We start from the raw sequence: 20,746 nt of genomic DNA on the forward strand, positions 1-20,746 counted from the left end.
GGGCTTAGTGAAGGTCCAGCGTTTTGCTCAGCCAGTGGGCGAAGTCAGTGATTTCTTCAGCGACGATTTCGTGGTCCATGTCGTAGAGTCGCGTTTCATGCGAAACGCCTAGTCGGGTCAGTAACGCATCGGCCCGGTCAGCCCAGTACTGCGGCAACTTGGTGTCATGCCGCCCATGAGCAACAAAGGCGGACAGCGTAGCCAACGCGTTTGCCGGCGCAATATCGCTCTCCAGTTCTGGCAGTATCCGGCCGCTGAGAAGTCCGAATCCCTTTACCTTTTGTGGGGCACTCAATCCCACACTGGCGCTGAGGATGCCACCTTGGCTGAAGCCAGCAATGATGGTGGGCAGTGGCGGCAGAGCATCGAGGAACGTCAGCAAGCGGCGACGGCTTGCATCGGCTTGCGCCGGGTCAATCCGTGGGCCTTCGCTCGTGAAACTGACCTGAAACCATGCGAAGCCCTGTGGCGCGATTTGCAGTGGCGCTTGCAATAGCAGCACCTCCAGATTCGACGGCAGATAGGATGCAAAGGATGCGAGGTTGGATTCGTTGCCGCCCACGCCATGGAGCAGCAGAAGACGTGCACGAGGTTCGTCGGATTCGCTGCTTTTCCGGAAGAGCAGCCCGGAATGGGGCTCGACCTGAAGGCTGGAGAATTTTCGATGTGTCACGATAGAGCCTGCTTTGCGTTGTCGATATCTGAAGGGCTGAAGACATAGCTGTCCATGGCAAGGACACCGTAAGCAACGCCGCCCCGCAGTTTGCGCAGCGCATACTTGCTCCCAGCGGCCCCCAGCGCGATGAACAGCGGAAGGAAATGCTCGTCGGTAGGATGGGCACGCGCAGCCTCAGGCGCTTGCATGCGGTAGTCGATCAGCGCCGCCAGATCTGCGCGGGCTAAAGCGTTCGCGGTCCAATCTGCAAACGCTTCCACATATGGTGCTGCGCTGCCATTCGAGCCGCGGAACTCGTAAAGGTTGTGGGTCAGACTGCCAGAAGCTACGATCATCACGCCCTCGTCGCGCAATGGACGCAGCGCGATCCCAAGTCGCAAGGCACCCACCGGATCGAGCGGCATTGGCATGGAGACCTGTACTACTGGTACGTTGGCATCGGGCAGCAGATGAAGCAGCGGAACCCATGCCCCGTGGTCAAGCCCGCGATGATCATCCACTGCGGCAGACCAACCGTCGGCGCTTAACATCTCCTGAATATGTTGAGCAAGTTGGGGGTCTCCCGGGGCTGGATAACGGAGGCGATAAAGTGCCGCCGGGAACCCGCCAAAGTCATGGATGGTTTCAGGCGACTTGCTACCTGTGATTCGCAGGCCATCACGCGTCATCCAGTGAGGTGAGACGATGACAATCGCGCGAGGCGACGGAAGTTCTCGCCCCAGGGCAGCCAACTCTGCGCCTGCTGGCCCGGGGTCCATGGCGAACGTTGGTGCACCGTGGGAAACAAAAAGCACCGGATACGGATGGTTCATCTGGTCTCGAATCAACGGATTACTTGCTGATCCAGGTAGGCGCGATTGACGTGCCAAGTCCCGCGCCATAACCCAGGTAGATGTTCAGGCCAGCCAGCGGCTCAAGATATCGGGCATTGGCGAGTCCGCCTGCATCGACTGTGGCGAACCCGAGGCTCTCCGCCAGTGCCATGGCGGTTTGCTTGGCACGATTGCTGTCGCTAGCCACAAATACCGAGCCGCGTTGACCGTTTGCAAAAACAGGGCCGTCGGCCAGTACCTGGGCAAAAAGGGTATTGAACGCCTTGACCAACTGCGCCTCGGGAAACGCTTTAGCGATCTCCTCCGCGGCGCTGGTGTTGTGGCCGATTGTCAGGCCCATGTAATCCGCGGTCAGGGGATTGGTGATGTCAATGACAACCTTGCCGGACAGGTCCCCAAGGCCGCGCAGCGCGCTGACGGCGTCGGGATAGGCGGTGGCAAGGATCACAACATCGTTGTCACCGACCGCTTGGTCGGCCGGGACCGCTTCAACATTGGAAAACTTGCTTGCCAAAGCCTGCGCCTTCTCCAGGTCACGGCCTGTGATGCGGGTCTTGTGTCCGGCCTTATCGAGCTGATGCGCGAATGCAGCGCCCATGTTGCCGGTGCCAATAACGGTAACGTTCATGTGAACCTCTGAAACGGTTGAGATATGAGGTCAGTCTATATATTGACGTCCTCTCCGCCCTAAAGGACGGAGATTCCTTCTGCAAGAGGGACACGCCCGCCCCCGGCTTCTGACGAAGCCTCATTCACAGCGGCTTTACCGGCCGCTGAGGCAAATGCCTGTTCCATGCTAAGGAGTCCCATACGCAGAATGTTCTTCGCTGCGTTGACGTCGCGCTGGTGTGACGCCTGACACACCGAACAGGTCCACTCTCGTACACCGAGAGCCGTCTGCCCCGTGGGACCTGTTCGAGCCTCGCAGCAGGAACAGGTTTGTGTGGAATAGCGTTCATCAACCTCCTCGAACCACACGCCCGCGCTATCGCATTTGTACTGGAGCATGGTTCGGAACGCGCTCCAGCCCGCATCCAACACAGACTTGGCCATGTTGGTCTGGGCGAGCGCGGAGGCGTTCACATTGCCGATGAAGATGGCACCGTACTGCCGTACGAGTGCCGTGGACTGTTTGTGCAGAAAGTCTTTTCTGCAATTTCTGACTTTTGCGTGAAGCGCCGCAACACGCTTCTTCTTGCCTGCCCGCTGGGCGTTGCCGAGCGCCGCTTCATATCGACGGTAGAACCGCTGGGCCGCCAGCACTTGTCCGTCGCTTGTCGCAGCGAAGTCCTTCAGCCCCAAGTCGATGCCAACCGATGCCCGGCCTTCCGAGCAGGCGGCGACTGGCACCTTGACGGTCACGTTCAGATACCAGCGCCCGCGCGCATCTTCACTGAAGTTGCCGGCCCGCAGGTCGTATCCCGACAAACCGTAACTGTCCCACAGGGACAACCAGCGGCCGTTGAAGCGCACCTGGCCGTGCCCATACTTCAGCGCTCCGGTTTTGAACGGAACCCAGCCCAGGCTGCGGCGGGCGCCGCCGCTAGCGCGCCAACGCAGCTTGACCTTCTTGAATTGCTTTCGCCGGCGACAATACTCCTGTCCGATCTCCTGCACGGTGTGGCTATGCAGGCCCAGCCCTGCCTTGGTCGCACCGTCGGTGTACTTCTGTAATTCGTAGGCGCCGATGAAGCGCCGCTCGCGCTCAAACACGCGCGCTGAAAGCTCATTTGCAAAATTCCACACAAAATTCACCTCCCGCGCCTGCGCGCGAAGCCAGGCAGCATGTTTGTCCTTGATGCGCAAGCGCAGGACGCGAGTGACGGTCGGAGTATGAAAGTTGGCTGACATACCAAGTCTAAGACCCGGTTTTAGCCTTCTCCCATATCAAACAAACTCTGCGCCGCTTACCCCCTGAAGAGACGGGGCGTGCGGCCATCTTATAGGTTCAATCTGTGAGATAAAGATGGTTTAATGCAACATATTGTGCCGATTAGTGAGACAAGTGATGGATCGAGCTCTTGAGATGGAGGTGTTCTGCACAGTTGTGGAGAAAGGCAGCTTTATTGCTGCCGTGGAGCCACTTGAAATGTCCAAGGCGGCGGTGTCGCGTTATGTCAATGCATTGGAATCAAGGCTCGGTGTCCGCTTGTTGCACCGAACCACAAGACGCCTTTCATTGACTGACGAGGGGCGCGACTTCTATCAGCAGGCGCGGGAAATTCTCATCCTGATGGAAGGCGCCGAGAACGCGGCGGCGTCTGGATCAGAAGAGCCTGTCGGGGTGTTGCGGCTCAATGCCCCATTGAGTTTCGGCATTCAGCATCTTGCGCCGTTGTGGGCGGAGTTCATGGCCGCCTACCCGCAGATTGAGCTTGATATCACCCTAAATGATCGCGTGGTTGATCTTGTCGAGGAAGGGTTCGATGTGGCTGTCCGCATCGCGCGCATGGAAAGCTCGTCGCTTGTCGGGAGACGATTGGCGAGCACCCGAATGAGGTTGTGTGCTTCGCCGGCGTACCTGTCTCAGCATCCTCCGCTGATAACTCCAGACGATTTGCTCGCCCACCAGGTGATTGCGTACACTCATTTTGCTACTCGCAACGAATGGAGTTTCACCGGACCTCATGGTGAACCGCATTCGGTTCAGACGCGCGCGATGGTCCGTTGCAACAATGGAGACACATGCCGGGCGATCGGAATAAGCGGTGGCGGCATCCTCCTGCAGCCTAGCTTTATGGTCTTCAAAGACTTGCGACGCGGGGATCTGGTGGAGGTCCTTCCCGATTACCGCTCCGTTGTGTTGGGCATCTACGCGGTATACCCATCGCGTAAGCATCTCTCGCCAAAGGTCCGCGCATTAGTCAATTTTCTTGCGGAACGCTTCGAACACATCAGTTGGGACGATTGAGAAGGGGACGGCGGCGGGAGCCGAAGTAATTTTTGGCACCCATCTTGGCCGAACCCCCAAGGCAGACGTCATACTGTGCTCAGTGCCCGACTGATGGTGTCGCAAAACCATTGCTGTGCAGTCGAATCTTCGGCATGCGGATACCAGTACAGATTGACGTCAAAAGAAGGAATTGGTAACGGCAGCGGCAGCACCCGCATGCGACCGTCCATGGCAAATGCATTGGCGATGCGGGTTGGTAGCGTCAGTAGCAGGTCGGTGGAAGCAATCACCGCAACAAGGCTTGTGAAGTGCGGAACCCGCAAGGCCACCTTGCGCGTCAGTCCCATTTCGTTCATGACGTCCTCGACCAGATGGTGACCGGTGAATGGCGCCACCACGACGTGTTCTGCCGCCACGAATTCAGCGAGGCTAAGCGTGTCGCCGATGGTTGGATGTGAGGCGCTCAGCAGGCAAGAGTAGCTCTCCGTGAAAATCGTCTTCTTGCGCGCCCGTCCGCCGGTAAGCTGGACGTTCCCCACTGCCGCGTCGACACTGCCCGTCTGCAGCCAATCGCCAATACGCTCACTGTCCATCTGTACGATCTCCAGGCCGACCTGCGGCGCAATGCGCTTTAGCTCGCGCACCAGCAGCGGCAGGAAATACAGTTCGCCCAGATCGGAAAGTGCCAGCCGGAACGAGCGCTTCGAGCGTTGCGGATCGAACTGTCGCGTCGCCGAAATAGCCACTTCGATGCTGTCCAGCGCACTCCTGAACGAATGGAAGAGCTGCGTGGCGTTGAAAGTGGGCACCATGCCGTCCCGTGTGCGCGTAAAAAGTGGGTCGTTCAGCACATCGCGTAAGCGGTTCAATGCGTAGCTGACGGAGGGCTGCGTGACGTTCAGCCGCTTCGCTGCGGCGCTCACGCTCCGTGTCTCGTAGATGGCGACGAAAGTCCGGATCAGGTTCAGGTCCGTGGTCATGGGTTCGCACGTTCGTATAGATGCCATCTATTTTAAGAACAAAAAAATGATGATTGGATTTATTTATTCCTGAACCCTAGCATGCCTGCGTTGACTAGGAGTTTTTGCGATGACGACCGTCCACCAGGCTTGCTACGAGATCCTTCGCGCGCAGGGATTGACCACGTTCTTTGGGAACCCAGGTTCCAACGAGCTTCCCTTCCTTAAGGATTTTCCCGAGGATTTCCGCTACATCCTCGGCTTGCACGAGGGGGCGGTCGTAGGCATGGCCGACGGGTTCGCCCAGGCGAACGGCAAACCGGCGCTGGTCAATCTCCACTCGGCAGCCGGTACGGGCAATGCCATGGGGGCGCTCGCCAACGCCTGGAACTCGCATACCCCCCTCGTGGTCACCGCGGGGCAGCAGGTCAGGCCGATGATCGGCGTCGAGGCCTTGCTGGCCAACGTGGACGCGGCCAGCCTGCCGCGCCCGCTGGTCAAGTGGAGTGCCGAGCCAAGCTGCGCGCAGGAGGTGCCGCTGGCTTTGAGCCGTGCGATCCACATGGCGGCAACGCCCGCTTCAGGTCCGGTGTATTTGTCGGTGCCGTACGACGACTGGAAACAGGAGGCGGGTCCTGGGATTGAGCATCTCGCCAGCCGACGCGTGGAAATGGCAGGCATGCCCGGGCAGGAGGCGCTGTCGAGGCTCGCCAGCGCGCTGGAGATGGCATCGAATCCGGTGATGATCGTCGGCCCGGATGTCGATGCGTGCGGCGCCAACGGGTCGGCGGTCACGCTGGCCGAAAGGCTGGCGATGCCGGTCTGGATGGCCCCCTCCGCACCGCGTTGTTCGTTTCCGACTACGCATGAATGCTTCCGCGGCCTGCTGCCAGCCGGTATCGCGAGCATCAGCCGGCTGCTGGAAGGGCACGATTTGGTACTGGTCGTTGGTGCGCCGGTGTTCAGATACCACCAGTACGAGCCCGGCGACTTCCTGCCCAAAGGCACGCGTCTTATCTCGATTACTTGTGACATCAACGAGGCTGCGCGGGCCCCGATGGGTGACGCCGTCATCGCCGACATAGCCGGCACGCTGCGCGCGCTGGCCGAGACGGCAAGCCAAGCCTCGCGCCCGATGCCGACCGCACGCGTGCGTCCAGCGCTGGCCGAGGAAGAAGAAGGCCCGCTGGCGCCCGAGCGCGTGTTCGACATCCTGGACGAGATGGCGCCGCGCAACGCCATCTACGTGAACGAGTCCACCTCCACGACCAACGCCATGTGGCAGCGCTTGCGCATGACCGAGCAGGGCAGCTACTACTTCGCCGCGGCCGGCGGCCTGGGCTTTGCACTGCCTGCTGCCGTGGGCATCCAACTTGCGAAGCCGGAACGCCGCGTCATCGGCGTGATCGGCGACGGCTCGGCCAACTATGGCATCCAGGCGCTGTGGACGGCTGCGCAATACAACATCCCGGCCATCTTCCTGATCATGAAGAACGGCACGTATGGCGCATTGCGGTGGTTCGCCGGCGTGCTCGAGGCAGACAACGTGCCCGGCCTGGATGTGCCCGGCCTGGACTTTTGCGCGCTGGCGCGCGGCTACGGCGTAGAGGCCCTGCACGCAGACAGCAGCCAAACGCTGATCACATCGCTTCGAGAGGCGCTTGTCGGCGACCGGCCAGTGCTCATCGAGGTGGAGACGCGTGCCTGAGCGGGCAGGGGACTGTGTCATGAGCAAGCCTGTCAACACGGCAGATTACCGCGCTCTCGCCAGGAAGCGCCTTCCGCGCATGGTGTTCGATTACCTCGAGGGCGGAGCGGAAGACGAGATCGGCCTGCGGCACAACCGGGACGCCTTCGAAAAGGTCAAGTTCCAGCCACGCCGCCTGGTCGACATCAGCAGCCGCAGCACCCGGACATCGCTCTTCGGCAAGCCATTGTCCGCGCCGATGGTGATCGCGCCGACCGGGCTGAACGGCATCTTCTGGCCGGATGGCGATCTCGCGCTGGCCCGGGCGGCAGGCAAGTTCGGGATACCTTTCGCGCTGTCGACGGCGTCGACGTCGTCGATCGAGGCCGTTGCGGACATTGCATCGGGCGAACTCTGGTTCCAGCTGTACATCGTGCACAGGAAGCTCGCCGAGCGGCTCGTGCAGCGCGCGCTGGCGGCCGGCTATACGACGCTGGTGCTGACCACGGACGTCGGGGTCAATGGGAAGCGCGAACGCGACCTGCGCAACGGATTCGCCATGCCGGTGCGATACACCCTGCGCACGCTGCTCGATGGCATCGTGCATCCGCGCTGGTCCTGGGATCTCGTCCGGCATGGCATGCCGCAGCTCGCCAACTTTGCTTCGGCCGACGTTAGGGACGCCGAAATCCAGGCGGCTTTGATGAGCCGTCAGATGGATGCGAGCTTTGCGTGGCAAGACCTCAAATGGCTGCGCGACATGTGGCCGCATACATTGCTGATCAAAGGTATCAGCCGCCCCGACGATGCCGAGCGTTGCATCGAACTCGGTGCGGACGGCGTCATCCTCTCAAACCATGGCGGACGGCAACTGGACGCCGCCATCGCCCCGCTCGAAGCTTTGTCTGTCACGGCGCAACGCATCGGTGCTCCGGTATTGATAGACAGCGGCATCCGCCGTGGGTCGGACGTGGTCAAGGCCGTTGCCTTGGGTGCAAAGGCTGTGCTCCTGGGCCGGGCAACGCTGTACGCGCTGGCAGCGCAGGGCGAGCGAGGTGTGGAAGCAGCCTTGTCGATGCTAAAGAGCGAGATCGATACCACGCTCGCACAAATCGGCTGTCCGGCGGTGACGCAACTGGACACCGACTACATCTGGGCCTGCGCTTCGCAAACAACGCGAAACCGGCAATCGAACGAGCCGCTTCTTTGCTGTACCCCATGAAAAACGAAATCAAGATTACCAGCCTGCGTGCGCGGTCCGTCAACGTACCGCTCGAGTACCCAGTCAAGACGGCGGTAGGAACGGTGGCGACGTCGCCGCTGGTTCTGATTGACCTGCTGACCGATGCCGGGATCACGGGCCGGGCCTATGTGTTCACCTATACGCCGCTCGCGCTGAAGCCCGTGCAGCGGATGGTGGAAGAGCTGGGGACCGTGGTCGTTGGCATGCCGCTCGCCCCATACGCCATCGACCAGGCGCTGCAGTCGCGCTTTCGCCTGATCGGCAATACCGGCCTGGTCAGGATGGCAACAGCGGGCATCGATATGGCGGCATGGGATGCGCTGGCCAGGGCCTGCGACCTGCCGCTCGTGGAACTTCTTGGCGGCAAGGCGCGGCCGCTGCGCGCGTATGACAGTCACAGCATGGATGGCGTAACGCTTGGCCGGGAACGCGCGAAGGCGGCCGCCGAGCAGGGCTTTACCGCCATCAAGACGAAGATCGGGTATCCGACGCTGGAAGAGGATATTGCCGTCGTACGTGCCATTCGCGCCGCCGTCGGCAGCGACGTGCAGATACTGGTCGACTACAACCAGGGCCTGAGTGTGCCGGAAGCCATGCGCCGGGGCCGGGCGCTGGAACGGGAAGGGATTGCCTGGATCGAAGAGCCGACCTTGCAGCACGACTACCAGGGCCATGCCGCCGTCCGCGCCGCCTTGAACGTGCCCGTGCAGATGGGCGAAAACTGGTTCGGTCCGGAGGACATGGTCAAGGCGCTCGGCGCGCAAGCGTGTGATCTCTGCATGCCCGACCTGATGAAGATCGGCGGCGTAAGCGGTTGGCTGCGCGCAAGCGCGCTGGCCGAGCAAGCGGCGCTGCCCATGTCGAGCCACATCTTTCAGGAGTTCAGCGCCCACCTGCTGGCGGTGACCCCGACCTGTCATTGGCTCGAGAGGATGGATCTCGCCGGTCCAGTACTCGAGCCCGCAATCGAATTCAAGGACGGCATGGCCCACTTCGGGCAATCTGCCGGCGCCGGCCTTGTCTGGCGCGAAGACCAAGTGGAACGCTTCGCCGTCTAACCCGCCCCCATGTCAATGAACACATATTTCAGAAGCAATACCTGAATGCTGGCATAGACCAGCAAATCCACTCAACTTGGAGACACCCATGAAACAGAACATCGCTGACGATGTACTGAAGGATACGCGCGTCAATTCGTTTCACCTCATGATCATGTTCTGGTGTTCGATGTTGATGCTGTTCGACGGATATGACCTGGTGATCTATGGGTCCGTGCTGCCGCACCTGATGAGTGACTGGAATCTATCCCCCGTCGCGGCGGGTTTCATCGGCAGCAGTGCCCTGTTCGGCATGATGGTCGGAGCGCTGACATTGGGCAGTTCATCGGACCGTTTCGGTCGCAGGAAGGTCATCCTTGCCTGCCTGGTCTTTTTCAGTGCGGCGGCGCTCGCCAATGGCTTTTGCGAGAACACGACGCAGTTCACGATCTGTCGCTTCCTGACCGGCGTGGGGCTGGGCGGGATGGTGCCGAACATCGTGGCGCTGATGACGGAAATGTCTCCGCCCGGCAAGCGCAATATCATGGTGACGATCATGCTCAGCTTCTATTCCGTTGGCGGCGTCATCGCAGCGGTCCTGGGGAAGACGATAACCCCGGAGTTTGGCTGGCGTGCGAACTTCCTGATCGCCGGGCTTCCGCTACTTACGTTTCCCTTGCTTTATCGCTGGCTGCCTGAGTCGATCAGCTTCCTGGCTGGGCGCGGCCGCTTCCCAGAAATCGAGCCCCTTTTCCGCCGTTACGCACCGCAGTACAAGGGCAGCGTGGCAAGCGTTGTGACAGCGTTGGGCGAATCCAAGGTCGAAGAGCCCCCGCGCCTGCGCATTGCGGAACTGTTCACGCACGGCAGAGCTGCAGATACCTTCCTGCTGTGGACCGCGTTCGGCATGTGCATGCTGATGGTCTATGGGCTCAACACTTGGTTGCCCAAGTTGATGGCCGCCAGCGGCTACTCCCTTGGTTCCAGCCTGTCGTTCCTGATTACGCTGAACGTTGGCGCTGTCGTAGGTGGACTGTGCAGTGGATGGTTGGCGGATCGCTATGGTGGCAAGCCGACGCTGATTTTCTTCTTCGTGGGGGCGGCTGTCTCAATCGAACTGCTCGGGTACAAGCAAACACCGGCAGTCCTCAATTTGCTGCTCGCATGTGCGGGGGCGACGACGATTGGTACCTTGTGCATCGTACATGCCTTCGCAGCCCAGCTATATCCGGCGCACGTACGGTCGACAGGAGTTGGTTGGGCAGCAGCAGCCGGGCGGTTCGGCGCCATGTCAGGGCCCGCACTGGGTGGCTACCTCCTGAGCCAGCAGTTTCCTAACACGTTCAACTTCATGGTGTTTGCCATCCCCGGCGTTGTGGCCGCTATCGCAGTCTTCCTAATCTCGAATCACGGTAAGAGGGAGTCGGGCGCCGTGCAGGTTCTGGCCGGCTCTGTCGATTGATGACGCTGGCGATATTCCTACAGCATTTGTGGAGAAATTGATGACTATTAGCAGTTCGAACGCATGGGAAGGGCGAATCTTCTCGAATGGTTGGGTGCCTGGAACGGGTGGTGCTGCCGATGTCGTCGATCCATCCACCGCAGAAACCCTAACGACGATCGGGACGGGACTAGCTGAGGATATAGACAGGGCCGCGAACGTCGCACATCTGGCGCAACCGGGATGGGCTACTACTACCTTCGACAAGCGAGCTGAAATTCTCCGCGAAGCCGCACGTTTGCTGAAGGCGCGGTCGGATGAAATCAACGAGTGGAACGTCCGCGAATGCGGCTCGACTGGCGCCAAGGCGGAGTGGGAGCTTCACGCTACCTACGAGCAGCTGCTCATGGCGGCGGCAATGCCTATGCAACCCGAAGGCGCGCTGTACGCTTCGGCCATGCCCGGCCGCATAAATATCTGCCGCCATGTACCAGTGGGTGTCGTGGGCGTAATCGCGCCATGGAACTTCCCCATCCTGCTCGCGATGCGGTCCGTTGCGCCGGCGCTGGCGGTGGGCAACGCGGTCATCCTGAAGCCGGACCAGCAGAGCGCCGTGTCAGGCGGACTGCTGCTGGCAAAGGTGTTCGAAGATGCGGGGCTGCCTCCGGGCGTTTTCCATGTCATTCCTGGTGGTCCGGTGACTGGCGATGCGCTGGTGCGGCACCCTAAGGTCGGGATGATCTCTTTTACCGGGTCGACTGCCGTCGGCCGTTCGATCGGCGAGATCTGCGGGCGCATGCTGAAGAGGGTTGCGCTGGAACTTGGCGGCAACAACGCGATCGTCGTTCTGGACGATGCGGACGTTGACGCTGCCACATCGAGCGGTGCCTGGGGATCGTTCCTGCACCAGGGCCAAATCTGCATGCAGACGGGGCGCCATCTGGTGCATCGTTCCATAGCCGACCAGTATGCATCGAGGCTGGCGGAACGCGCGCGGAACCTCAAGGTCGGCAACCCACGGTTGTCACCGGTACATCTTGGACCCTTGATCAACGAAAAGCAGCGCGACCGCATCGACAGCATTGTCAGGCGGAGCGTCGCAGCGGGGGCAAGGGTTCTCGCAGGAGGCAAGTATGAAAACCTGTTCTACGAGCCTACGGTGCTGGCGGACGTGACGACGGGAATGCCTGCCTTCACGGACGAGATCTTCGGCCCGGTCGCCCCGGTGACGGTCTTTGAAGACGAAGAGGAAGCCGTGGCGCTTGCCAATGCGTCCGAGTATGGCCTTGCCGCGGCGATCCATACGAAATCCCTGGCGCGCGGGCTGGCGTTATCGTCCCGCATTCACGCGGGCATGGTGCATGTGAACGACCAGACCGTGAACAACGAGTTCCATGTTCCCTTCGGCGGCATGGGCGCATCCGGCAATGGCGGCAGGTTTGGCGGGCCGGCCAATTTCCATGAGTTCACGCAGACCCAATGGGTCAGTGCACTAGACAAGCCGATCCACTATCCGTTCTGACACGACTATAGACATGCCGAAGCCAACGAGGCGCGCTGGGAAACGCGGCCAGCCAATTCTGCCGCGTTAGCACTTGGCTTCGCAGTTTGCTCCCGTTTGGGCTTAGGGCAAGAAATTCTGAGGCAGACAAAAAAAATATGACCGCACCAAAATTGATCAGCAGGCGCAGCTTTGTGTCGAGGATTGGCGCTGTTGCACAGTCGCCGACCATTGGAAGGCGAACATGCGTGAACTCGCGTTTGGCATTACGACGACCACGCACCGTTTGCTGGCGTCACAACCCCTACGATCCGACTCGCATGGTTGGCGGCTCTTCCGGGGGAACGGGCGTCGCGATAGCCGCGCGCATGGCGCCTGTCGGACTGGGTACTGACACCGGTGGCTCGGTACGGATTCCGGCTGCGCTGAACGGCATGGCCGGATTACGGCCGTCGGTCGGAAAAGGCGGAAAGGCGCGCCGCTACGAAGACCGAGGATGTCTAAGATACATACCTCACAGGTATTAACACGCTGTGCCTGAAGATCCAACTCATCCCCGAGATGTCATGTAGGTGGAGCCATATGACGGTCGAGTCCGTTGGCCTGTCATGTTTTTGCGATCCAGGTTGCCCACAGCATGGCTATACCAAGGTGGCCGCTGCTTTGAAGGGAAGCTTTGGCAGTTGCGTTGTGCGGTGCATGTGGCATACAGCGCCTGCGTGCCGTAGCATGGAGCTTCAGTACCGGGCAGATGCGACAGGGACCGCTTAGTTGAGTTTGGCGCCAGCGCCGATGGCTTAGTTGTGCTGTGCGTTCGGCAGTCGCTTCCGTGCTCGGTGCAATTGCAATCGCTCGAATGGCCGGCCTTGTACGAGTAAGCCGTCAGAGATTGTGGATAAAGCTTGGCCTACGGCGGTGAGGTGGCAGGGGAGCAACCCCTGCGCCGTAAATCACGACTTCATAGGAGGTGCGCGGGCAGCGTTGCCGGACACGGGCTGCTGATCCGCCGCCTGTCGCTTTTGGCAACCGCCCGCGGCAGAGAAACTGGCGCTCAGCCGATATCGCCGCCCGCTACGTATATCACTTGTCCGGTGATGTAGGACGCTTCCGGCGCGGCAAGAAAACAGATCGCTGCAGCAACTTCTTCGGCGTGTCCCAGGCGATCCTGCGGCGTGTCTTTAAGGCACGACGTGTACATCTCCTGCATCCAGATTTCGTCGCGCTCCGACGGCGGTTCGGTGTTTCGCTGAATGGCGCGCACGCCGTTGTCAAGCGCCCCGGGCGAGGCGCAATTTACTCGCACTCCGGACTTGGCCAACTCCAACGCCATGCAAACTGTCGCGGCATGCACGCCGCCCTTGGAAGCCGAGTAGGGTACTCGATAAATGCCACGCGTGGCGTTCGAACCGACATTGACGATCGCGCCGCTACGTTGTGCCCGCATAACCGGAATCACCTCCCGGCACGACCATAACGTTGGCCACAAAGAGCGGTTGACCTCGCGCTGCATCTGCTCGGGCGTGTATTCCCAGTATGGCTTGGCCCATATTGTGCCACCCACGTTATGTACCGCAACGTCGATCGAACCTGTCACCCCCAAGGCAGCCTCCACCATGCGGCGCGCCCCTTGGTGCGTCTCCAGATCGGCCTCGACGAATAGTGCGAGACCACCCGCGGCTCGGATCTCCTCCACGACGGTATTGCCTTGCGCCGTTGCGCGGTCCACTACGACCACATGCGCGCCTTCAGCGGCCAGACGTTTGGCAGTGGCGCGTCCCACGCCTTGGGCAGCGCCCGTCACGAGCGCCAATTGGTCCTTAAATCTCTGCATCTTTATCGGCGGCATTGAAAGTTCAGTGACTGGCCGACATCGCCGCATCAGTGGAGGCGTGGCTCAGCCGCAGGCTTAGCACGGCGATGGCGGCACCCGCGAGCGGCGCGGCCAAGGCAAGGAAGAACCCCGACGGTCCGCCCCAGGCGAGAAACGTGCCGCCAATCGCTGAGCCGGCGATGGCGCCCGCTCGGCCCATGCCAATGGCCCAACCCGTCGCGGTTGCACGCAAGGCCGTCGGGTACGCGCCTGCGATCAGGTAATTCAGCGCGATCTGCTGGCCGCCGACACCCAACCCCGCAATGCCAACCAGTATAAACACTAGCGTCCAGTTCTCACCTGCATAGCTCAAGCCTAGGGCAACGGCGATGCCCAGCACGAACATGCTGCCCAGCAAGCGGCGCGTATCCACGCGCGGCAGGATGAACGACAGCGGAATTGCGCACACGATGAACACGGCGTTCACAATGACGGTGCCCAGCGGTGCCTGCGTCGCGGGAAGGCCGGCCGCCTTCAGCACGGTGGGTAACCACGACAGGAGCATGAACCAGGCCACCCAGTTGAGCAGATACACGGCCCAGATCGCCACCGTCTTTCCACTGTTACCGCCGCCAAACAGGGCCTTGACGCTGGCCTTGACCACAGCTTCGTCCGGCACCGTATAGCGTGCATCGGCCGGGAGCGGGCGCGTTACAATCTTCGCCAGCACGTCGCCGATGTAGCGTTGGCTGAGCGCGTCGCCGCGCGTCGCCTTGTAGTACAACGATTCGGGCAGCAGCATAAAGGCCAGCACGAGCATCGCCAGCGGCGCTGCGCCGCCTACGACAAAGATGCCTTGCCACCCGATGACTGACTGCATGCGGGCCGCGAGCAGGCCGCCCAGCATCGCCCCGGCGGGCAAACCGAGCAGCACACCGGTCATGATGGTGCCGCGCAGGCGGGCAGGTCCGTACTCAGCGGCCAGGGCCAGCAGCACCGGCGTGCAGCCGCCCATGCCGAGCCCCGCAATGAAACGCAGCACGAGTATGTGATTCGGTTCGGTGGCCCACGCTGTAGCCAATGTGGACATGCCGAACAGCGCCAGGCCGACCATGATGGCGGGACGTCGCCCGATTCGATCAGCGACGAGTCCCAGCGTCATGGCGCCTACGGTCATGCCGACGATGCCAGCGGTCAAGATTGGCGCTAGTGCCCCTGTCTGCAAGTGGAACGACGCAAGAATGGCCGGGCCGGTAAAGGCGATAGCTTGGGTGTCAAAGCCGTCAAACAGCGCGATCACGAAACACAGGATCAGCACGCGCCATTGAAAAGCGCCGGGCTGCTCCTTGTCGATGAGCGCTGGAATCGACCAGCTGAGAGGGGTAGTCATGGTGCATGTCTCCATAACGCGCTCGGCATGCGAATCGCGTCGAATTTTGTTGTTCGGATGAAGCACGCGGCGCGGCAGGTCCGCGCCCAGCATTACACGGTAGCTGCGATGCGCTCCATTCGTGCTTCGGGGCGAGCTTCGTCTGCATCGATGGCTGGTTGCAACACGAAGTCGAAGTGCGCACGGGTAAACGGTGCGCTCACGCCCAGACTCTCATAGCCCTGCGCCGGCGTATTCGGCTCCAAAGCGACGATCAGGCCATCGCGGGTGGCGAAGGCGAAGTCGTCGTCGAGGAACGTGTCACCCGGGATGTTGATCTGCGTCGTGAGCGTGCGCATGCCCTCGGCGGTCACAAGGAAGTGGATATGTGCGGGGCGGTTGCCGTGTCGACCGAGCGCTTCGAACAGCTCCGACGTCGGGCTGTTCGGCGGAATTGCATAACCGGGCGGGATGAAGCTGCGGAAGCGATAACGGCCTTGCATGTCAGTCTCGATCTTGCGGCGCAGGTGATATGGTGTCTGCTGTGGGTCGAAGTGCGAGTAGCGGCCGTGCTCGTTGGCATGCCAGACGTCGACGAGTGCGCCTGCCACCGGCTTGCCGTTGGTGTCCCGCACCTGCCCTTCCATGATCAGGATCTCGCCCGGCACGGGATCCTCGTCAAGCCGCACTTCGGCTTGGGCAAGCGGCGCGCCGGGGATGTAGAGCGGGCCCTCGATGGCACGCGGCGTCCCCGCTGCGCGACAGGCGGCTGCGTCGGCTTCTACTTCGCGGATGTCGATCAGACGATCGAAGCCAAGACCGGCCGTGATCAGGCCGATCTGGCCATTGGCGCCCAGGCGGGACAGCCAGTCGATGCCGGCCCAGAATTCGTCGGGCTTGATATCAAGATCATCGATCGCGCGGAACAGATCGGTGACCATACGCTCGGTGATCTGTCGCACGCGGTCATTGCCGGGATTGACTTGGGACTGGTTCACCAGATCCAGCAGCTGTTGTTGGGTGTACTCCGCCATGATTTGTCTCCTTTTGTTCTGTGAGTAAGGGCGGCCGGTCAGATCAGGACCGATCCAAAAACGGACTCTCTAATTAGGTCGCACATTGGCGGCATCCTGCACACCCGCGGGGGCTAGGAAGGTTCCATGGGCCAGTTACACCGCCGTAGTGCCCTCAGACCTTTGTGGTCCATTAAGGTCTGCCTTTGAGTATGTGCCTCGACTTTTGCGATGTCCAAGACCCAAAATGTCTGAATAAATACTCTGGAGGTATGGGTTAGACCTAACATGGAGCTTCGCCATTTGCGCTATTTCCAGACCGTCGCCCAGGAACTGAATGTGACGCGGGTGGCTTCGCTGCTGCATATGGCTCAGCCCCCGCTGTCGCGTCAGATTCGCCAGTTCGAGGAAGAAATCGGCGTGGCACTGTTCGACCGAGTCGGTCGCGGCCTGCGCTTGACGGAGGCCGGGCACTTCCTGTTGGAGCAATCGCCGCAGTCGACCCAGCAGCTGGACGAAGCCATTGAAGGCACGCGCCGCATTGGCCCAATGAGAAGCGCTGGTTCGGTATCGGCTTCGTGCCCTCGATGCTGTACTGCTTCCTGCCCGAACTGATCCGCGAGCTGTGCGGTGCGGACAGTCAGGTGGAAGTGGGGCTCAGTGAAATGATTACCGTAGCCCTCGGGATTCTCACATAGGACTAGACCCTACGGGCTCGTCGATTCCCGAAGGCTCTGTCGCCGAAAATCGCCTCCAGCGCTTCTCAAACTCCGGCGCGGTTTGGTGATGATGCACCACTTCTGTGCACCTATCAATTTCCCCAAAAAAAGGCATACCTATATGCGTTAAATGTATTAACAATCATATTAAGGTTATTCGATATGTGACGTTGATTCTCCAGGAGAATGTTGTCCTCCCGCGATGTGGAGGTCACACGAAGACTGGAGAGCCAGAACATGCAATACGTGACAGAAGGAGCGTCTACCTCAGTTTCCGCTAGCGCAGTGGCGACAATCCAACTGCCAACCGAAGTGCGGGAGTTCCTCTCCTTCAAGCTCGGTGCGGAAGAATATGGCATCGACATCCTCCGAGTGCAGGAAATTCGTTCGTATGAAGAGCCGACGCGAATCGCCAGCGCACCCCAATTTCTGAAGGGCGTGATGAACCTGCGTGGCGTGATCGTTCCGATCATCGACATGCGGCTGAAGTTCAACCTAGAGGAGGTCGAATACAACAGCTTCACCGTTGTCATCTTGCTTGACATTGGTCGGCGCGTGATTGGCATGGTGGTGGATGCTGTGTCCGACGTGGTTTCCCTGACTACCGAACAACTGCGACCGGTGCCCGAGTTCAACTCCAGCATTACCGGTGACTACTTGCTTGCTCTCGGTGCACTCGACCAGCGCATGCTGATTCTGCTGGACATCGAAAAACTCATGACGAGCGCAGAAATGGGGCTTGTCGTGCAAACGCTGTCATAAGGCAGTCACATCCCTATACAAGAAGCCATCATCATGAACCTCAATGACATGAGAATATCTACCCGACTCGCGCTCGGGTTCGGCATCCTGGTGCTGCTGTTCGCCGTCATGGGCGGCATCTCGCTCGCGAATGTCGCCACGATCGATGAAGCGTTCAAAAAAGTGATAGATCAACGCGTGCCGCGGGTCGCGCTGCTCAACAAGATCAAGAACAACGTCGATCAGGTGCGAGTCTCGATGCGCAACGTGATCATCATGAATGACCCGACCGAGGGTAAGAAGGAGGTGGAGAGAATCCAGTCCGCGAACAGGTTCGTCAACGACGCGCTGGAGAAATTACAAGCGGACACTAAATCGGAAAGAGGGAAAGCTCTTCTGTCAAAGATTTTCGAGGTCCGCAGCAAGTTCCTGCCTCTCCAAGACAAGTTCATTGACTTGGTGATTGCCGGCCAAATGGAAGAAGCCAAAGTTCACTTGCTGACGGAACTGCGGCCGGTACAAGTGGCCTACAACGCGGCGGTAGACGCCATGATAAGTTTCCAGATCGAACGTTTGAAGGAGGCATCAACCGAGGCAACCACCACCTTGGCGAGTGTTAAGCCCGCAGTGTGGACCTCGTCTACCTTCGCCGCGATGCTAGGCGTGCTGATGGCGATCTGGATTATCCGCTCCATCACCCGCCCTCTCAACCAAGCGGTGGTTGTCGCACGCGCCGTGGCAGCCGGCGATTTGAACGTGCAGTTCGACGCTGGAGGCAAGAACGAGACCGCACAATTGCTTAAGGCGCTAAAGGATATGCAAGCGAGCCTGGTCAAAGTGGTTTCGAACGTCCGCCAGAACGCCGAAGGCGTGGCCACAGCCAGTGCGCAAATCGCGCAGGGCAATCAGGACCTCAGTCAGCGCACCGAAGAGCAGGCCAGCGCGCTGGAAGAAACCTCGGCGTCAATGGAGCAACTCGGGACGACTGTCAAGCAAAACGCTGACAATGCGAAGCAAGCGAACCAGTTGGCGCTCAGTGCCTCTGCGGTCGCAGTCAAGGGCGGCGAGGTGGTGGGGCAGGTTGTGGACACGATGAAGGGCATCAACGACAGCTCCAAGAGGATCGGCGACATCCTCGGCGTGATCGACAGCATCGCATTCCAGACTAATATTCTGGCGCTCAATGCGGCGGTGGAAGCGGCTCGCGCCGGCGAGCAGGGCCGTGGCTTCGCGGTGGTGGCCGGCGAGGTGCGGAACTTGGCACAACGCTGCGCCGAGGCTGCGAAGGAGATCAAGAACTTGATCACCGTTAGCGTTGAACGCGTCGACCAGGGCACGGCGCTGGTCGACCATGCCGGGGTGACGATGCAGGAGATCGTGACCGCGATCAAACGCGTAACCGACATCATGGGGGAGATCAGTGCGGCCAGTACCGAGCAGAGCGCGGGCGTCACGCAAGTCGGAGAAGCGGTGAGCCAGATGGACCAAACCACGCAGCAGAACGCCGCGCTGGTGGAAGAAAGTGCTGCTGCGGCAGAAGAACTGAAGGTGCAGGCCCATGAACTGGTGCGGGCGGTAGCAGTCTTCAAGCTAAGCAGCAACGAAATGCCCCAAGCAGCCCCGGTGCGGCCCGCTCTAGTGCCAATGAAGCGTCTTCCGCCGGTCGAGCGCCGTACTCCGAGCAGTTCCAGGAATGTGGCGCGACTGGACTCGAAGGCTAGTGCCAAGGACGACCTGTCGAGTGCGAATGGTTCTGTGACAGTCAGGAATACCGGCACTGACGGCTGGGATTCGTTCTGAGGGTTCCATCCGAACAAAGTGAGCGGGTAAAATCCGAATGGACAGAAATTGCTGAACCGCACCATTGCGAAGACGAAGTCGGTGCGAGTAATACTGGCGAGAGGCTCGGTTAAGCAAAGAGGAGGCGAGTGGCAGAGCGCATCCTCGTCATTTTTGCCGAATTATATGGCAGAAGTCTAAAGTGATTTTTGAAGCTATCCAAGGTAGGAGAGAAGCATGATCGACCGGGCCCCGATGTCGTTGCGCCGAATTACGTTCGGGGATCTCGTCGCCCTTTCCTCGGATAGTTTCGCTCATACGATGCCTCGTATCGTGGAAGAGCCATTGACCTCAGACCGGCTAAGGCAGGTTTCCGCCCATCTTGAGGCCGCTCGCGAAGAAGAACGCCGGCATATCGCGATGGAAATCCATGATGAGCTCGGCCAGCTGTTGACGTCGCTTAAGATGGACGTGTCGTTACTTGAAATGCGACCGTCGATCGACCCGCTTGGGATGCAAAAGCTGGGCGAAATGCGCGAGCTTGTGGAGCGGGCCATCGGCGCCGTGCGCAATGTCGTCAATCATCTGCGCCCTGTCGCACTAAATTACGGCATCGTTCCTGCGCTGCAATGGCTGACTGTGAGTTTCTCTCAGCGCAATAGCGCCATATGCCGACTTCAGGTGCACGGTCCAGAGCCCTCCTTAGATGATAGTCAGGCGACGCTGATCTTTCGCATAGCGCAGGAATCGCTAACCAATGTTTCCAGGCATGCTGCCGCCTCTAAAGTCACGGTGAAGCTTATCAGCAACACTGAGGCGATCGTGCTCGAGATTAGCGATAACGGCCGTGGTTTCGATATGGCGCATCTTTTGCCAGATTCATCGTTTGGGCTCCTGGGTATGAGGGAACGGGCGCACGCTTTGGGAACCGCATTACGGGTCCAGAGTGCCCCAGATTCCGGTACAACGATCTCAATCGCTATTTCTCAGCAATCAAAGCGCGATCGTCGGCAATAAAAGTCTTGCGCCACCTCCTGGTGAAGAG

General features: G+C 60.2%; 17 protein-coding genes and 2 pseudogenes. 11 read left to right on the plus strand and 8 right to left on the minus strand.

Annotated elements, in window-relative coordinates:
- Nucleotides 1–4 precede the first annotated feature (4 nt).
- The 4 genes from AC07UK_RS15375 to AC07UK_RS15390 are packed head-to-tail and all read right to left on the minus strand — an operon-like array spanning nucleotide 5 to nucleotide 3,360.
- Nucleotides 5–673, minus strand: coding sequence for an alpha/beta hydrolase (locus AC07UK_RS15375; RefSeq protein WP_494687274.1), 669 nt, complete (start codon nucleotides 671–673; stop codon nucleotides 5–7).
- The gene (locus AC07UK_RS15380) at nucleotides 670–1,488 is read right to left on the minus strand and encodes a DODA-type extradiol aromatic ring-opening family dioxygenase (protein ID WP_494687273.1); all 819 of its coding nucleotides are present in this window, start codon (nucleotides 1,486–1,488) and stop codon (nucleotides 670–672) included. Before AC07UK_RS15380 ends, AC07UK_RS15375 begins: the two co-directional genes overlap by 4 nt.
- Nucleotides 1,489–1,507: 19 nt before the next feature.
- Complete coding sequence (locus tag AC07UK_RS15385; protein ID WP_494687272.1) at nucleotides 1,508–2,137, minus strand: NADPH-dependent F420 reductase; 630 nt, start codon at nucleotides 2,135–2,137, stop codon at nucleotides 1,508–1,510.
- A gap of 59 nt (nucleotides 2,138–2,196) precedes the next feature.
- Complete coding sequence (locus tag AC07UK_RS15390) at nucleotides 2,197–3,360, minus strand: RNA-guided endonuclease InsQ/TnpB family protein (protein ID WP_494687271.1); 1,164 nt, start codon at nucleotides 3,358–3,360, stop codon at nucleotides 2,197–2,199.
- Between the two features lie 157 nt (nucleotides 3,361–3,517).
- Between AC07UK_RS15390 and AC07UK_RS15395 the strand changes: the two genes are divergently transcribed.
- Nucleotides 3,518–4,420, plus strand: coding sequence for a LysR family transcriptional regulator (locus AC07UK_RS15395; RefSeq protein WP_494687270.1), 903 nt, complete (start codon nucleotides 3,518–3,520; stop codon nucleotides 4,418–4,420).
- 68 nt (nucleotides 4,421–4,488) lie between these two features.
- Here AC07UK_RS15395 and AC07UK_RS15400 read toward each other — a convergent pair whose 3' ends face one another.
- Nucleotides 4,489–5,382, minus strand: a complete 894-nt coding sequence (locus AC07UK_RS15400) for a LysR family transcriptional regulator (RefSeq protein ID WP_494687269.1) — start codon at nucleotides 5,380–5,382, stop codon at nucleotides 4,489–4,491.
- A gap of 109 nt (nucleotides 5,383–5,491) precedes the next feature.
- On the opposite strand from AC07UK_RS15400, the gene mdlC reads away from it, so the two are divergent.
- The 6 genes and pseudogenes from mdlC to AC07UK_RS15430 form a co-directional block, all read left to right on the plus strand.
- Entirely contained in the window at nucleotides 5,492–7,069 is a 1,578-nt protein-coding gene (mdlC, locus tag AC07UK_RS15405; protein ID WP_494687268.1) for a benzoylformate decarboxylase, read from the plus strand.
- 19 nt (nucleotides 7,070–7,088) lie between these two features.
- On the plus strand, nucleotides 7,089–8,270 hold the full coding sequence (locus AC07UK_RS15410) for an alpha-hydroxy-acid oxidizing protein (RefSeq protein WP_494687267.1): 1,182 nt from the start codon (nucleotides 7,089–7,091) through the stop codon (nucleotides 8,268–8,270).
- A complete protein-coding gene (locus tag AC07UK_RS15415) occupies nucleotides 8,267–9,349 on the plus strand; it encodes an enolase C-terminal domain-like protein (RefSeq protein ID WP_494687266.1) in 1,083 nt (360 codons plus the stop codon). Before AC07UK_RS15410 ends, AC07UK_RS15415 begins: the two co-directional genes overlap by 4 nt.
- Before the next feature lie 88 nt (nucleotides 9,350–9,437).
- On the plus strand, nucleotides 9,438–10,790 hold the full coding sequence (locus tag AC07UK_RS15420; protein WP_494687265.1) for an MFS transporter: 1,353 nt from the start codon (nucleotides 9,438–9,440) through the stop codon (nucleotides 10,788–10,790).
- Between the two features lie 40 nt (nucleotides 10,791–10,830).
- A complete protein-coding gene (locus AC07UK_RS15425) occupies nucleotides 10,831–12,291 on the plus strand; it encodes a benzaldehyde dehydrogenase (RefSeq protein WP_494687264.1) in 1,461 nt (486 codons plus the stop codon).
- A gap of 214 nt (nucleotides 12,292–12,505) precedes the next feature.
- A pseudogene (locus tag AC07UK_RS15430) lies at nucleotides 12,506–12,788 on the plus strand (amidase family protein); the annotation flags it as partial.
- Nucleotides 12,789–13,321: 533 nt separating this feature from the next.
- Here AC07UK_RS15430 and AC07UK_RS15435 read toward each other — a convergent pair.
- The 3 genes from AC07UK_RS15435 to AC07UK_RS15445 all read right to left on the minus strand — a co-directional run bounded on the left by AC07UK_RS15435 (nucleotide 13,322) and on the right by AC07UK_RS15445 (nucleotide 16,483).
- Complete coding sequence (locus AC07UK_RS15435) at nucleotides 13,322–14,101, minus strand: 1,6-dihydroxycyclohexa-2,4-diene-1-carboxylate dehydrogenase (RefSeq protein WP_494687263.1); 780 nt, start codon at nucleotides 14,099–14,101, stop codon at nucleotides 13,322–13,324.
- 22 nt (nucleotides 14,102–14,123) lie between these two features.
- Nucleotides 14,124–15,470, minus strand: a complete 1,347-nt coding sequence (locus AC07UK_RS15440) for an MFS transporter (RefSeq protein WP_494687262.1) — start codon at nucleotides 15,468–15,470, stop codon at nucleotides 14,124–14,126.
- A 92-nt stretch (nucleotides 15,471–15,562) separates the two neighbouring features.
- Nucleotides 15,563–16,483: a dioxygenase family protein gene (locus AC07UK_RS15445; RefSeq protein WP_494687261.1), complete on the minus strand. Its 921-nt coding sequence runs from the start codon at nucleotides 16,481–16,483 to the stop codon at nucleotides 15,563–15,565.
- Between the two features lie 267 nt (nucleotides 16,484–16,750).
- Here AC07UK_RS15445 and AC07UK_RS15450 point away from each other — a divergent pair.
- The 4 genes and pseudogenes from AC07UK_RS15450 to AC07UK_RS15465 form a co-directional block, all read left to right on the plus strand.
- Nucleotides 16,751–17,139, plus strand: a pseudogene (locus AC07UK_RS15450) (LysR family transcriptional regulator); the annotation flags it as partial.
- Between the two features lie 279 nt (nucleotides 17,140–17,418).
- Complete coding sequence (locus AC07UK_RS15455; RefSeq protein ID WP_494687260.1) at nucleotides 17,419–17,943, plus strand: chemotaxis protein CheW; 525 nt, start codon at nucleotides 17,419–17,421, stop codon at nucleotides 17,941–17,943.
- Nucleotides 17,944–17,976: 33 nt separating this feature from the next.
- The gene (locus AC07UK_RS15460) at nucleotides 17,977–19,722 is read left to right on the plus strand and encodes a methyl-accepting chemotaxis protein (RefSeq protein WP_494687259.1); all 1,746 of its coding nucleotides are present in this window, start codon (nucleotides 17,977–17,979) and stop codon (nucleotides 19,720–19,722) included.
- A 216-nt stretch (nucleotides 19,723–19,938) separates the two neighbouring features.
- Nucleotides 19,939–20,718 carry a sensor histidine kinase gene (locus tag AC07UK_RS15465; protein WP_494687258.1) on the plus strand — a complete coding sequence of 260 codons (780 nt, stop codon included), beginning with the start codon at nucleotides 19,939–19,941 and terminating at the stop codon, nucleotides 20,716–20,718.
- Nucleotides 20,719–20,746: the final 28 nt, after the last annotated feature.

The organism is Cupriavidus sp. GW821-FHT07C08 (assembly GCF_059419025.1).

Excerpts from the sequence above, each read along its gene's own strand:
- AC07UK_RS15380 (WP_494687273.1), bottom strand. The coding sequence starts at position 1,488 with ATGAACCATCCGTATCCGGTGCTTTTTGTTTCCCACGGTGCACCAACG.
- AC07UK_RS15385 (WP_494687272.1), bottom strand. The coding sequence starts at position 2,137 with ATGAACGTTACCGTTATTGGCACCGGCAACATGGGCGCTGCATTCGCG.
- AC07UK_RS15390 (WP_494687271.1), bottom strand. The coding sequence starts at position 3,360 with ATGTCAGCCAACTTTCATACTCCGACCGTCACTCGCGTCCTGCGCTTG.
- AC07UK_RS15395 (WP_494687270.1), top strand. The coding sequence starts at position 3,518 with ATGGATCGAGCTCTTGAGATGGAGGTGTTCTGCACAGTTGTGGAGAAA.
- AC07UK_RS15400 (WP_494687269.1), bottom strand. The coding sequence starts at position 5,382 with ATGACCACGGACCTGAACCTGATCCGGACTTTCGTCGCCATCTACGAG.
- mdlC (WP_494687268.1), top strand. The coding sequence starts at position 5,492 with ATGACGACCGTCCACCAGGCTTGCTACGAGATCCTTCGCGCGCAGGGA.
- AC07UK_RS15410 (WP_494687267.1), top strand. The coding sequence starts at position 7,089 with ATGAGCAAGCCTGTCAACACGGCAGATTACCGCGCTCTCGCCAGGAAG.
- AC07UK_RS15415 (WP_494687266.1), top strand. The coding sequence starts at position 8,267 with ATGAAAAACGAAATCAAGATTACCAGCCTGCGTGCGCGGTCCGTCAAC.
- AC07UK_RS15420 (WP_494687265.1), top strand. The coding sequence starts at position 9,438 with ATGAAACAGAACATCGCTGACGATGTACTGAAGGATACGCGCGTCAAT.
- AC07UK_RS15425 (WP_494687264.1), top strand. The coding sequence starts at position 10,831 with ATGACTATTAGCAGTTCGAACGCATGGGAAGGGCGAATCTTCTCGAAT.
- AC07UK_RS15435 (WP_494687263.1), bottom strand. The coding sequence starts at position 14,101 with ATGCAGAGATTTAAGGACCAATTGGCGCTCGTGACGGGCGCTGCCCAA.
- AC07UK_RS15440 (WP_494687262.1), bottom strand. The coding sequence starts at position 15,470 with ATGACTACCCCTCTCAGCTGGTCGATTCCAGCGCTCATCGACAAGGAG.
- AC07UK_RS15445 (WP_494687261.1), bottom strand. The coding sequence starts at position 16,483 with ATGGCGGAGTACACCCAACAACAGCTGCTGGATCTGGTGAACCAGTCC.
- AC07UK_RS15455 (WP_494687260.1), top strand. The coding sequence starts at position 17,419 with ATGCAATACGTGACAGAAGGAGCGTCTACCTCAGTTTCCGCTAGCGCA.
- AC07UK_RS15460 (WP_494687259.1), top strand. The coding sequence starts at position 17,977 with ATGAACCTCAATGACATGAGAATATCTACCCGACTCGCGCTCGGGTTC.
- AC07UK_RS15465 (WP_494687258.1), top strand. The coding sequence starts at position 19,939 with ATGATCGACCGGGCCCCGATGTCGTTGCGCCGAATTACGTTCGGGGAT.